At 74.0% G+C, this 13544-nt stretch carries 6 protein-coding genes; 1 reads left to right on the plus strand and 5 read right to left on the minus strand.

Annotated elements, in window-relative coordinates:
- Positions 1-109: 109 nt before the first annotated feature.
- The 5 genes from nudC to V5O46_RS29970 form a co-directional block, all read right to left on the minus strand.
- Complete coding sequence (nudC, locus tag V5O46_RS29950; RefSeq protein ID WP_332887868.1) at positions 110-1054, minus strand: NAD(+) diphosphatase; 945 nt, start codon at positions 1052-1054, stop codon at positions 110-112.
- Between the two features lie 156 nt (positions 1055-1210).
- Positions 1211-2623 carry a dipeptidase gene (locus V5O46_RS29955; protein WP_332887869.1) on the minus strand — a complete coding sequence of 471 codons (1413 nt, stop codon included), beginning with the start codon at positions 2621-2623 and terminating at the stop codon, positions 1211-1213.
- A gap of 10 nt (positions 2624-2633) precedes the next feature.
- The gene (locus V5O46_RS29960; protein ID WP_332887870.1) at positions 2634-6257 is read right to left on the minus strand and encodes a UvrD-helicase domain-containing protein; all 3624 of its coding nucleotides are present in this window, start codon (positions 6255-6257) and stop codon (positions 2634-2636) included.
- Between the two features lie 222 nt (positions 6258-6479).
- Positions 6480-9827, minus strand: a complete 3348-nt coding sequence (locus tag V5O46_RS29965) for an ATP-dependent helicase (RefSeq protein ID WP_332887871.1) — start codon at positions 9825-9827, stop codon at positions 6480-6482.
- 266 nt (positions 9828-10093) lie between these two features.
- Positions 10094-10453 (minus strand): MGMT family protein, encoded by a 360-nt coding sequence (locus V5O46_RS29970; protein WP_332887872.1) that lies wholly within the window; start codon positions 10451-10453, stop codon positions 10094-10096.
- A 177-nt stretch (positions 10454-10630) separates the two neighbouring features.
- On the opposite strand from V5O46_RS29970, the gene V5O46_RS29975 reads away from it, so the two are divergent.
- Positions 10631-13507: a lysylphosphatidylglycerol synthase transmembrane domain-containing protein gene (locus V5O46_RS29975; protein WP_332887873.1), complete on the plus strand. Its 2877-nt coding sequence runs from the start codon at positions 10631-10633 to the stop codon at positions 13505-13507.
- Positions 13508-13544 lie beyond the last annotated feature (37 nt).

The raw sequence follows: 13544 nt of genomic DNA on the forward strand, positions 1-13544 counted from the left end.
GGGGGGGGGGGGGGGGGGGGGGGGGGGGGGGGGGGGGGGGGGGGGGGGCGCCCCCCCCCCCCCCCCCCCCCCCCCTCGGCCGTGCCGCGCCCTGCGCCGGGCCGGGGTGTCAGACGAAGCCCCGCGTCGGCAGTGGCCTGCCGTACCACATCTCGATCAGGCGGGCCGCGATCGAGATGCCGTAGGGCGGCAGCACCTCGCCCGACTCGAAGGCGGCGGTCAGCTCGTCACGGGAGAACCAGCGGGCCTCGTGGATCTCGTCGCCGTCGACGGTGATGTCGGTGGAGGTCGCCCGGGCCAGGAAGCCCAGCATGAGGCTGGACGGGAAGGGCCAGGGCTGGCTGGCGATGTACTCGACCCGGCCGACGGTGAGGCCGGCCTCCTCGTAGACCTCGCGGCGCACCGACTGCTCGATGGACTCGCCGGGCTCGACGAAGCCCGCGAGCGTGGAGAAGCGGCCCTCGGGCCAGTGGACCTGGCGGCCGAGCAGTATGCGGTCGCTCTCGTCGGTGACGGCCATGATCACGGCCGGGTCGGTGCGCGGATAGTGCTCGGCCCCGCAGGCGGGGCACCGGCGGATGTGACCGGCCGCGGCGATGACGGTGCGCTCACCGCAGCGGGAACAGAAGCGGTGGGTGCGCTGCCAGTTCTCCAGCCCCACCGCATGCACCATCAGGCCGGCGTCCCGCGGCGACAGCAGCAGCCCTGCCTCCCGCAGCCCGGCCGGGCGCGCCGACTGGTCCATGCGGCCGGGGAGCGAGTCCTTCTGGAGGGCGAAGTAGCTCACCCCGTCCTCGTCGGTACCCAGGAAGTAGCGGTGCGCCTCGGTGAGCGGGGCCTCGAAGGACGGGGTCATGACGAGCTCGGTGCGCCCGTCGGGTGTCTCGTCGATGAGGACCTGACCGCCGGAGACCACGAAGCAGCGGGTGGACGGGTGGCTCCACGCCGCCGCGAGCCAGGCCTCGTCGAGCCGGTGGTGCGCGGCCCGGTCGATACCGCTCGGGGCGGTGAGCGAGATGGGGTGTTCGGCGGTGTGGTCGGTCCAGGTGGTCACGGGTGCTTCCAACTCCCCCGGTGCGGCGGTCGGTTCGGCGGGCGGGTTCAGCGGGTCCTGCGGCGGGTGGTGACGGGGTCCGGGAGGGCTCGGCGGTGCGGGACGGCTCCTCCAGTGTGCCCCGAACGGGACACCCGTCCGGACGGCGCCCGGCGCTCAGGGCGCATGACGCCAGTGCTCGGCCAGGTCGCCCCACAGGTACGCGGAGGTCTCCACCCCCTTGAACAGCAGGTCGAGCTCGACCTTCTCGTTCGGGGCGTGCCAGCCGTCGGAGGGGACGGAGACGCCCAGGAAGAGCACCGGGGTGCCGAGGACCTCCTGGAGGTCGGCGGCGGGTCCGGAGCCGCCCTCTCGGGTGAACCGGACCGGCTGTTCGAAGGCGCGGCCCATCGCGCGCACCACGGACTGCAGCGCGGGATGGTCCAGCGGCGTCAGGCACGGGCGTGTGGCGGGGCCGAAGGTGATCTCTTCGCGGATCCCGGCGGGCAGCTGGCCGGCTGCCCAGGCGCGGACGGCCTTCTCGATGTGGCCGGGGTCCTGGCCCGCGACCAGCCGGAAGGAGAGCTTCACCATGGCCGAGGACGGGATGATCGTCTTGCTTCCGGGGCCCTGGTAGCCGCCGCCGATGCCGTTGACCTCGGCGGTGGGGCGGGCCCAGATGCGCTCCAGGGTGGTGTGGCCGGCCTCGCCGTGGACGGCGTGCGACTTTGCCGTGCGCAGCCACCGGCCCTCGTCGAAGGGCAGCTCGGCGAAGAGCTCGCGCTCCCGGTCGGTGAGCTCGATCACACCGTCGTAGAAGCCGGGGATCGCCACGCGCGCGTGCTCGTCGTGCAGGGCGGCGACGAGTCGGGCGGCGGCGGTGGCCGGATTGGGTACCGCGCCGCCGAAGGAACCGGAGTGGATGTCCTGGTCGGGGCCGTACAGCCGGATCTCGCACTCGGCGAGGCCGCGCATGCCGGTGCACACCGTGGGGGTGTGCTCGGACCACATGCCGGTGTCGGAGACGATCACGGCATCGGCGGCGAGCCGCTCGGCGTGCTCTTCGACGAGGGCGCGGAAGTGCGGGGAGCCGGACTCCTCCTCGCCCTCGATCAGCAGCTTGAGGGTGACGGCCGGGGCGGTGCGGCCGGTGGCGGCGAGGTGGGCCCGGACGCCGAGTGTGTGGAAGAACACCTGGCCCTTGTCGTCGGCCGCACCTCGCGCGTAGAGGCGGCCGTCCCGGACGACGGGCTCGAAGGGCTCGCTGCTCCAGCCGTCCTCGCGGGCGGCGGGCTGCACGTCGTGGTGTCCGTAGACGAGGACGGTGGGGGCGTGGGGGTCGTCGGCGGGCCACTCGGCGTAGACGGCCGGCGCGCCCGGCGTCTCCCAGACCTCGGCCGTCGGGAAGCCGGTCCCGGTCAGCTTGGCGGCGAGCCAGTCGGCGCTGCGGCGTACGTCCGGCGCATGGTCGGGCTGGGCCGACACGGACGGGATGCGCAGCCACTCGGTCAGGTCGGCGAGGAAGGCGGCGCGGTGGTGCTCGACACACGTGCGGACGGCGCTGACGGCACTGTCAACGGGCTTGCTCATGGTCACGAGCCTATCGGCCGGCACCGACACCCCGATCGTGCGGTTCGTCACCGCACGGCCCGTCGCGCAGCAGGCGCTCCAGTGCTGCGCGGTCCGGGAGCCCCTCGGGGCGAACGACCTCGCCGCTTCGTACGTACAGGAAGGCGGCCGTCACCGACTCGGGGGGCACGCCCTGCTGCTCGGCCCAGGCCAGCCGGTACACCGCGAGCTGGAGGGGGTCCGCCGTGTGGGCGCGATGGGTCTTCCAGTCGACGATCTCGTACGTGGCCGTGTCCCCGTCGCCGTGCCGGTAGACGGCGTCGATACGGCCCCGTACGACGCGGCCGGCGATCGCGAGCTGGAAGGGGGTCTCGACGCGGTAGGGGGTGCGCCGGGCGTACTCGGTTCGCTCGAAGGCTTCCTTGAGGGCCTCCAGGTCCTGTTCGTCGGCGATCTCGGCGTCGCTGCCGGGCAGCTCGTCCGGTTCCAGCATGGGCAGCGTCAGCGCCTCGAAGCGGGCCTCGACCCAGGCGTGGAAGCGGGTGCCGCGGCGGGCTGCGGGCTGCGGCGGCCGGGGCATGGGGCGGGCCAGTTCCTGGGCGAGGCCGTCGGGGTCGGCGGCGAGGAGCAGCAGCTGGGATGCGGTGAGGGAGGTGGGCAGCGGCACCTCGGTCACGCTGTCCCGCGCGCGCAGGAGCTCACCGGCGAGGGCGTCGAGGTCGCGGTCCCAGGAGGCGACGGTGCGGGCTTCCTCGGGGGTGAGGGCACCGTGTCCCGGCGGAGGTGCGGTGTCCGTCACGGGCTGCTTCGGGGCCGTCGCCTGGCGCGGGACGGTGGCGCGGGTGGTGGCCGGCGGGTCCTGGGCCGCTGCGCCCGGACCGGGTTCGGCGCCCGTGTCGGGCCCGCCGGGGACGGGGTCCGGGTCCTGGAGCGGCTCGTCGTCAGGCGGCTCGTCGTAGGGGTCCTCGTCGTAGGGGTCCCCGTCGTAGGGGTCCCCGTCGTAGGGCGGCTCGTCGTCCTCGGGTGGCGGGGGCCAGTCGGGGTCCTCGTACGTGTCCGGGTCGGGTACGGCTGTGGGGTGGGTGGGGTCCTGGGCTGCGAGGCGCTCCAGATGGGCGAGGACGGTGTCGGCGGCGGCCCGGCGCCGGGCCAGGGCCGTCCCGTCCAGCGGCAGCGGCCAGGCCTGCTCGACGGCGGCTCGGTGCAGGACGGGATTCTCCTCGTCCTCGGCCGGTTCGTCCGCCCAGGCCTCGATCTCGCCGTGGCCGGCGGCGCAGTGATCGTACAGGGCCTGGAGGAAGCCGGACGGTCCCCGGGGCCGCTTCTGGGTGGGGCCCCACCAGTGGCCCGAGCCCAGGAGCAGGGAGCGGGGCCGGGTGAAGGTGACGTAGCCGAGGCGCAGTTCCTCGGTGTGCTGGTGGTCCTTCATGGCCTCGTGGAAGTCCTTCAGCCCGCGGGAGTCCCAGGAGGCGACGTCGGGCAGAGTGCCGGCGTCGCCGCGCAGCCCGTGGGGAAGCGCCTTGCCCTGCGCGGTCCACTTCTCGCGGCCCCGGCTGCCGGGGAAGGCGCCGGTGACCAGCCCGGGGACGGCGACCACGTCCCACTCCAGGCCCTTGGACCGGTGTGCGGTGAGGACCTTGACGGTGTTCTCCCCGCCGGGGAGGGCGTTGTCGAGACCCTTCTCGTACTGGGCGGCGGTTCGCAGGAATCCGAGGAAGGCGAGGAGCGTGGCCTCGTTGTCGCTCGCGGCGAAGGAGGCGGCAGTGTCCAGGAAGTTCGCCAGGGTCTCGCGGCGGCGGGCCGCCAGCGCGTGCGGGGACGCCGACAGCTCGACCTCCAGACCGGTGACGGCGAGGACCCGGTGCAGTACGTCCATCAGCGGGTCGGACAGGGAGCGGCGCAGCTCGCGCAGTTCGGTGGCGAGCCGGGCGAAGCGCACCCGCGCGTCCGGCGAGAACGGCAGCCCGCCGTCGTCCCCGGCGGCGTCCAGGGGTGTCTCCAGGAACGTGTCGAGGGCGTCGGCCAGCGATATCACCTCGGACGGGTCGACGCCCTCGACCGCGGCCGCGAGGCGCCGGTCGGGGTCGTCGTCGCCGTCCACGCGGGTGTGGGTGACGAGGAGCCGGGCGCGGCGGCCCAGGAGGGCGAGGTCGCGCGGACCGATGCGCCAGCGCGGGCCGGTTAGCAGCCGCACCAGGGCGGCGTTGGCTCCGGGGTCCTGCAGAACCTCGCAGACCGCGACCAGGTCGGCCACCTCGGGCAGGTGCAGCAGTCCGGAGAGGCCCACCACCTCCACGGGGACGTCGCGGGCCACCAGGGCGCCCTGGATCTCGGCGAAGTCGGTGGCCGTGCGGCACAGGACGGCGATCTCGCCGGGCGGTGTGCCGGTGCCCACGAGGTGGGCGACGGAGTCGGCGAGCCAGTCGATCTCCTCGGTGTGGGTGGGCAGCAGGGCGCAGCGCACCATGCCTTCGCGCTCGGCTCCGGGGGCGGGGCGGAGGGCCTGCACGCCCGCGTGCATGGCGCGCAGCGGTTCGGCGAGTCCGTTGGCGAGGTCGAGGAGGCGGCCGCCGCTGCGGCGGTTCTCACCGAGCGCTTGGCGGGTGGCGGGGCGGTCGTCGGTGTGCGCGAAGTGCTCGGGGAAGTCGTCGAGGTTGGCGACGGAGGCGCCCCGCCAGCCGTAGATCGCCTGGCAGGGGTCGCCGACGGCGGTCACCGGGTGACCGGTGCCGCCGCCGAACAGGCCCGCCAGCAGGATGCGCTGGGCGACCGAGGTGTCCTGGTACTCGTCGAGGAGGACGACGCGGAACTCGTCGCGCAGGATGCGGCCGACTTCAGGGAGGGCGGCGAGCCGCGCGGACAGGGCGATCTGGTCGCCGAAGTCGAGCAGATCGCGTTCGCGTTTGGCGGCCCGGTAGCGGATCACCAGATCGGCGAGCTCGCGCCGCGCGGCGGCGGCCTCGGGGACCTTGCGCAGATCGCCGTTGGTGAGCCTGGTCCCCTCGAGGGTGTGCAGCAGTTCGGCGTCCCACGCGCGCAGGTCCTCGGGCCGTACGAGGTGTTCGGCCAGCTCGGCGTCGAGGGCCAGGAGGTCGGCGACCAGGTCGGTGAAGGAGCGGGTCAGGGCGGGGTAGGGGCCGGGGGCCTCGCGCAGTACCCGCGCGGCGAGCTGGTAGCGGGTGGCGTCGGCGAGCAGACGGGACGTCGGTTCGAGGCCGATGCGCAGGCCGTGGTCGGTCAGCAGGCGTCCGGCGAAGGCGTGGTAGGTGGAGATCACCGGCTCGCCCGGCGGGTCGTCCGGGGCCGGCCGGGCGGGGTCGGCGCGGTGCGCCTCGGCCGAGGGGTGGGGGTCGGGTGGGGACAGGGCCTCGGGGTCGGTGATGCCCGCCTTGACCAGTGCCCTGCGGACGCGTTCGGCGAGTTCACCGGCGGCCTTGTTGGTGAAGGTGAGGCCGAGCACCTGCTCGGGGGCGACCTGACCGGTGCCGACCAGCCACACCACGCGGGCCGCCATCACCGTGGTCTTGCCGGACCCGGCTCCGGCCACGATCACCTGCGGGGCCGGCGGCGCGGTGATGCAGGCCGTCTGCTCAGGGGTGAACGGAATCCCGAGGAGCTCCTTGAGCTGCTCGGGATCGGTGATATTGGCGGGCACGTCAGAGAGGCTAGCGGCGGGCACTGACAGCGGATGCCGGATCGCCCTGCGGGCGGGGAGAAGCACAGGTCAGCACGGGTGGTGCGATCCGTCACGCCCGGTGCGCGGCACGCCGGGCGGGCCCGCCGTGCCGCCCCTGCCGCGCGGGACGGGCCTTACCGGACCGGTCCCGCATCAGACCTGCCGCACCGCGTTGGACTGCACGCGCCGGTCCGCCCCGCGTCACTCGACCACATGGCGCCCCTCGGGCCGCGCGCTGCACGACGCCCGGAAGGCGCAGTGGGTGCAGTGCTGGCCGGCGGTCGGCGTGAACCGTTCGTCGAGGACCTTGCCGGCGGCGGTGGCCAGCAGGTCACCGATCCACTGGCCGTCCAGCGGCTCCTGGGCCTGCACCTTGGGCAGCGTCTCGCCGCCGTCCCGCTTGGCCGCGCCCTGGCGGAGCTGGACCAGCTCGGCGCCACCGGCCGCGGGGTGCACCCCGTCGAAGGCGTCGTCGACGGCGCCCTGGGCGACCGCGAGCTGGTAGACGGCGAGCTGGGGGTGGCGGGCCACCTCGGCGGAGCTGGGCGCCTGCTTGCCGGTCTTGAAGTCGACGACGTAGGCACGGCCCTCACCGTCGGTCTCGACACGGTCCATCTGGCCGCGGATGCGCACCTCGTAGTCGCCCGCCGGGAGCGTGACGTCGAAGTCGCGCTCGCTGGCCACGGACGTGCGCCCGGCCCGGTCCATGACGTGCCACTTCAGGAAGCGTTCGAGTGCCGCACGCGCGTTGGCCTTCTCCTGTTCCGACTTCCACGGCGCGTCGAAGGCGAGCGCGTTCCACACCGAGTCCAGCCGCTCCATGAGGACGGCGAGATCGGCGGGGGTGTGCCCGGAGGCGACCTCGTCGGCGAGGACGTGCACCACGTTGCCGAACCCCTGGGCAGCGGTGGCGGGGGCGTCCGCCTTCACCTCGCGGCCGAGGAACCACTGCAGCGCACAGGTGTTGGCGAGCTGGTCCAGGGCACTGCCGGAGAGCACGACCGGCTGGTCGCGGTTGCGCAGCGGCACCTTGGACTCGGTCGGCTCGAACATGCCCCACCAGCGGTAGGGGTGGGCGGACGGCACCAGGGGGCGGCCGTCGTCGTCGGTGAGGGCGGCCAGGCGGGCCAGGCGACGGGCGGCCGCCTCCCGCAGGGCGTCGGAGACCCGTGGGTCGACCGTCGTGGCGCGCAGTTCGGCGACGAGTGCGGCGACGGACAGGGGGCGGCGCGGGCGGCCGGTGACGTCCTGCGGTTCGACGCCCAGTTCGGTGAGGAACCGGGAGGGCTGGTCGCCGTCGTCGGCCGGTGCCTTGACCGCGGTGACGACGAGACGTTCACGCGCGCGCGTGGCGGCCACGTAGAACAGGCGGCGTTCCTCGGCGAGCAGCGCGCCGGGGGTGAGCGGCTCGGCGAGTCCGTCGCGGCCGATCCGGTCGGCCTCCAGCAGCGAGCCGCGGCGGCGCAGATCGGGCCACAGGCCCTCCTGGACACCGGCTACGACGACCAGGCGCCACTCGAGGCCCTTGGCGCGGTGGGCGGTCATCAGACGGACGGCGTCGGGGCGGACAGCGCGCCGGGTGAGGGTGTCGGCGGCGATGTCCTCGGCCTCGACCTCCTCCAGGAAGAGCAGGGCACCCCTCCCGCCGACACGCTCCTCCGCGCGGGCGGAGGCCGCGAACAGTGCGCACACGGCGTCGAGGTCCCGGTCGGCGTTGCGACCGGCCGCGCCGCCGCGCCGTGCGGCCCGCTCCAGGCGGCCGGGCCACGGCGTGCCCGACCACAGGTCCCACAGCGCCTCCTCGGCCGTACCGCCGCCGGCCAGGCGCTCGCGGACCGTGCGGAGCAGGGCGCCGAGCCGCTGGGCACCGCGGGCGTAGCCGGGGTCGTGCACGGCCAGCCGCTCGGGTTCGGCCAGCGCCCGCGCGAGCAGTTCGTCCGAGGGCGGCGGCAGGCCGTTACCCGCGGCCCTCTCCTCCTCCCGGAGAGCCCGGCCGAGGCGGCGCAGGTCGGCGGTGTCCATCCCGGCGAGCGGCGAGGTGAGCAGGGTGAGCGCGGTCTCGGTGCCTATCCAGGAGGCGCTGTCCGCAGCGTCGGAGCCGCCCGGCGCCGCCTCCGACACCTCGTACGACTCCGACACCTCCGACGCGTGCGACGCCTCCGCGGTCGCGACCGCCCGCAGCGCGGTCAGAAGCGGGGCGACGGCCGGTTCGTGGCGCAGCGGGAGGTCGTCGCCGTCGATGTCCAGGGGGACGCCGGCGGCGGTGAGCGCGCGGCGGACCGTGGGGATGGTGCGCGAGCCCGCGCGCACCAGGACGGCCATGTCGCTCCAGCGGACGCCGTCCTCCAGGTGGGCCCGGCGCAGCAGGTCGGCGATGTTGTCCAGCTCCGTACCGGGTGTCGGGTACGTGAACACCTCGACGCGGCCGCCGTCCCGTACCGGGGCGAGTTCCCGGTGCTCGCGTGCCCGGTCGGCCGGGAGGCGGGGCAGCGGCATGCGCCGGGTCACCAGACGGGTGGCTGCCAGCAGGGCCGCCCCTGAGCGGCGTGAGGTGCGCAGGACCTCGACGGGGGCGGGGCGGCCGTCCGCCCGCGGGAAGGCGTCGGGGAAGTCCAGGATGCCGTTGACGTCGGCGCCACGGAAGGCGTAGATCGACTGGTCGGGATCGCCGAAGGCGAGGAGGGTCCGGCCGCCGCCGGCCAGTGCTCGCAGCAGCCGTGTCTGGGCCGGGTCGGTGTCCTGGTACTCGTCGACGTACACCGCGTCGTACTGCGCGGCGAGCCGGGAAGCGACCTCCGGGCGGCCGGCGAGGAGCACCGCGCGGTGGACCAGTTCCGCGTAGTCGATCACCCCCTGCAGGTCGAGCACGTCGAGGTACTCGGCGAGAAACGTGGCCGCGGCCTGCCAGTCGGGGCGGCCGATGCGCCGGGCGAAGGCCTCCAGGGCCTCCGGGCCGAGACCCAGCTCGCGGCTGCGGGCGAGGACCGCGCGGACCTCGTCGGCGAACCCGCGGGTGGTCAGGCAGGCGCGCAGCTCGTCGGGCCAGCGCACATGCGCGAGACCGAGCCGTTCCAGGTCGGCCTGGCCGGCGAGCAGCTCACGGACGGTGACGTCCTGTTCCGGACCGGACAGCAGCCGCAGCGGCTCCACGAACAGCTCGTTGTCCTGGTGGGCCCGGACCAGGGCGTAGCCGAAGGAGTGGAACGTGGTAGCCCGGGGCGCGCGGGCCGCGCCCATGCGCAGCGCCATGCGGTCGCGCAGTTCGACCGCCGCCTTGCGGCTGAAGGTGAGCACCAGGATCCGCGCGGGGTCGCCGCCGCGGGCGATCCGGGCCGCCACGGACTCGACCAGGGTCGTCGTCTTGCCGGTGCCCGGACCTGCGAGGACGAGCAGCGGGCCGGTGCGGTGGTCAACCACGGCGCGCTGGGCGGCGTCCAGATGAGGGGGGTCCACTCGCGCGGGCGGGGTACGGACCAGACGGTAAGCGCCACGGGCCCCCCGTCGCACCTGGGGGTGCGACGGGCGCCTGGTGGAGGAAGAGGAGCTCACGTGGTTCGCCGGTCCTGGTGGGTGTGCTGGTGGGACGATCGCCCGGTGTGGTGGGCGGTGGCCGCGGGGTGAGGGGGACGCGTGCTGGTGACGCTACGCCGACGGGACAGGCGGAAGCAGAGCTTCCGATTCTTCCCTCCCGTCGCTCGCGCCACGTGCGTCCCTCGCCCCACGAACGTACGTCATGCCACTGGCGTGCCCGTTGTGCCCCGATTCCCTCGTACGGATCACCGGTCACACCTCGGGCCGTTCGATGCCGGAAGCTGTCAGGTGTGACCCTGCGCGTGCTCACCGCCGTCCCACCGCGCCCGTCTCATGTCGAGGCGCGGCAGGTGGCCCTCCTCGGCCCTGCCCGCGCCTCTCAGGGGCGTGCCCTCCGCGCGGTACCGCTGGAGCGCCTCCGGTTCGTGGCCGGGCAGCAGGCGGCCGTCCGCCCGGACGACACGCCACCAGGGCACACCTCCGCCGTAGAGGGACATCACCCGGCCGACCTGCCGGGGCCCGCCCTCTGCGAGCCACTCGGCGACATCGCCGTAGGTCATGACGCGACCGGGCGGGATCAGTTCGGTGACGTCCAGGACCCGCTCGGCGTAATCCGGGAGACTCTCCTCGCTCATCCGCCCCATCCTGCCGCACCCCACCGACAGTGCGAGGGGTTCGCGCCAGGCCGCACGCCTCGCCCGGGCCCGGGGCTTCGGGCAGAGTGTGCGACCCCGCATATGCACCCTGATGTCCCCGAGTGTCGGCCCGGCATGCCACCATCGTGCGGGCGGTGACCAGTGATACGAGAGCAAGAAGAGTCGATGAAGCAGCAGGGTGCGCAGCCCGGGAGCCCCGGGGACGCGGAGGGCACCTCTGAGGCTTCGTCACGCCCGGACACCGCCGACACGGCTCGCAGCAAGTCCGACAAGACGGACAACGAATCCACACGTACGGACAGCGCCTCCGCGCGTGACACCGGCCGGCGCGGCGCGGCTGCCGACTCCGGCCGCACGGACAGCGCGGATTCCGCGCGCGCGGGGAGCTCCGGCCGCGCCGAGGTCCCGCCCGGCGACGGGACGGAGAGCACGCACATCGACGAGGTGGAGGGCGACGAACCGCTCCTCCCCGCGCGCGTGCACCGTCCCTCCGACCTGATGCGGCTCCTGGTGGGCCTGCTCGGCGTCGTGGTCCTGCTGGCGATCGCCGCGTTCGCGCACGGCACCACCTCCGGCCTGGAACAGGACATCACCAAGGGCACCGGACAGGCCCCCGACCTGTTCATCAAGATCGCCGGGCTGGCGTCGAGCATCGCGATCCTTCTGGTGCCCGTCGCCTTCGCGATCGAGCGTCTGATCAAGCGGGACGGGCTGCGGATCGCCGACGGTGTGCTCGCCGCGGTCCTCGCACACGGAGTGACCCTCGCCACCGACCTGTGGGTGGCCGAAGCCGCGCCGGGCTCCATCCAGGATGCGCTCACCCAGCCCTCGCCGGGTGATGTCAACGCCCTCACCGACCCGGTGCACGGCTATCTGGCGCCGGTCATCGCCTATATGACCGCCGTCGGCATGTCCCGCAGACCGCGGTGGCGCGCGGCACTCTGGATCGTGCTGCTCCTCGATGCCTTCTCGATGCTGGTCACCGGCTACACCACGCCGTTCTCGATCATCCTGACGGTGCTGATCGGCTGGACCGTCGCCTACGGAACGCTGTACGCGGTCGGCTCGCCCAACGTCCGTCCCACCGGGCGGACGCTGATGGCGGGCCTGCGGACGGTCGGATTCCGCCCGGTGACGGCATCGCGCGAAGAGGGCGCCACGGACACCAACGAGAACGGCGACCGCGGCCGGCGGTACTTCGTCACGCTGGAGGACGGTCCGCCGCTGGACGTCACGGTGGTCGACCGGGAGCAGCAGGCGCAGGGCTTCTTCTACCGCGCGTGGCGCAACCTCACCCTGCGCGGTTTCGCCACCCGCAGCAGTCTGCAGTCGCTGCGCCAGGCGCTGGAGCAGGAGGCGCTGCTCGCCTATGCGGCGATCGCTGCCGGTGCCAACGCGCCCAAACTGATCGCGACCTCGGAGCTCGGCCCCGATGCCGTGATGCTCGTCTACGAGCACACCGGCGGACGCAGCCTCGACGCGCTGCCGGACGAGGAGATCACCGACGAGCTGCTGCGCGACACCTGGGAGCAGGTGCGGGCGCTGCAGTCCCGGCGGATCGCGCACCGCAGGCTGGTCGGCGACGCGATTCTGGTGGATCGTTCCGGCACGGTGAGCATCACCGATCTGCGCACCGGCGAGATCGCCGCCGGCGACCTGCTGCTGCGCATGGACATCTCCCAGCTCCTGGTGACGCTGGGGCTGCGGGTGGGCGCGGAGCGCGCGGTGGCCTCGGCGGTGGGCGTGCTCGGACCCGACGCGGTGGCGGACTGTCTGCCGATGCTGCAGCCCATCGCGCTGAGCCGCTCCACTCGCGCGACGCTGCGCAGGCTTGGCCGGGAGCGGGCGCAGCGTGAACGGGACGCGGTCCTGGAGGCCTCCCGGCACGCTCGGCAGCCTCGGCCGGAGGCGGCCGGCGAGGGGACCGTACCCGCGGTCCACGAGCCGGACAGGAAGCCGGACAAGAAGACCGTACGTGCGCAGGCCCGGGCCGAGAAGCGGGCCCTGGACGAGGCCATGGACGAGGCCCGTGAGGAGGATCTGCTCACCCAGATCCGGCACGAGGTGCTGCGGATCAGGCCACAGGCGCTCGTCGAGCCCGTCCGGCTGGAGCGGATCCGGCCGCGCACCCTGATCAGCCTGATCGCCGGGGCCATCGGCGCGTACTTCCTGCTCACGCAGCTCACCCACATCGAGTTCGGCCCGCTGATCGCGAACGCCGAGTGGGGCTGGGTGGCCGCGGCCGCGCTGTTCTCGGCGGCCAGCTACCTCGCCGCGGCCCTGGCGCTGCTGGGGTTCGTACCCGAGCGGGTGCCGTTCCTGCGGACGGTGGCCGCACAGGTCGCCGGGTCCTTCGTGAAGATCGTCGCCCCGGCGGCGGTCGGCGGTGTCGCGCTGAACACGCGCTTCCTGCAGCGCGCGGGGGTGCGCCCGGGGCTCGCGGTGGCGAGTGTCGGCGCCTCGCAGCTGTTCGGCCTCGGCTGCCACATCCTGATGCTGCTGGCCTTCGGCTATCTGACCGGCATCGAGAAGACCCCGTCGCTGTCGCCGTCCCGGACGGTCATCGCGGGTCTGCTGACGGTGGCGGTGCTGGTGCTGGTCGTGACGTCGGTGCCGTTCCTGCGTAAATTCGTCGTCACGCGCGTGCGGTCGCTGTTCGCCGGCGTGGTGCCGCGGATGCTCGACGTGCTCCAGCGCCCGCAGAAGCTGGTCACCGGCATCGGCGGCATGCTGCTGCTCACCGCCTGCTTCGTGATGTGTCTGGACGCCTCGATCCGGGCGTTCGGCGACGAGTCGACCTCCATCAGCCTCGCCGCCGTCGCCGTCGTCTTCCTCGCGGGCAACGCGCTGGGCTCCGCGGCGCCGACCCCGGGCGGTGTGGGCGCCGTCGAGGCCACCCTGACCGTCGGTCTGATCGCCGTCGGTCTGCCGAGCGAGGTCGCGGCACCCGCGGTCCTGCTGTACCGGCTGCTGACCCTGTGGCTGCCGGTCCTGCCGGGGTGGCTGGCCTTCAACCATCTGACGAGGAAGGAAGCCCTGTAGCTCCGGCGGGGTGGTCCGCCGCCCCGCGAGGTACCCC

It is taken from the genome of Streptomyces poriticola, from assembly GCF_036689765.1.
Taxonomy (GTDB): Bacteria; Actinomycetota; Actinomycetes; order Streptomycetales; family Streptomycetaceae; genus Streptomyces; species Streptomyces poriticola.

Coding starts and splice junctions, on each gene's coding strand:
- V5O46_RS29975 (WP_332887873.1), top strand. CDS start 10,631: ATGAAGCAGCAGGGTGCGCAGCCCGGGAGCCCCGGGGACGCGGAGGGC.
- V5O46_RS29955 (WP_332887869.1), bottom strand. CDS start 2,623: ATGAGCAAGCCCGTTGACAGTGCCGTCAGCGCCGTCCGCACGTGTGTC.
- V5O46_RS29970 (WP_332887872.1), bottom strand. CDS start 10,453: ATGGGGCGGATGAGCGAGGAGAGTCTCCCGGATTACGCCGAGCGGGTC.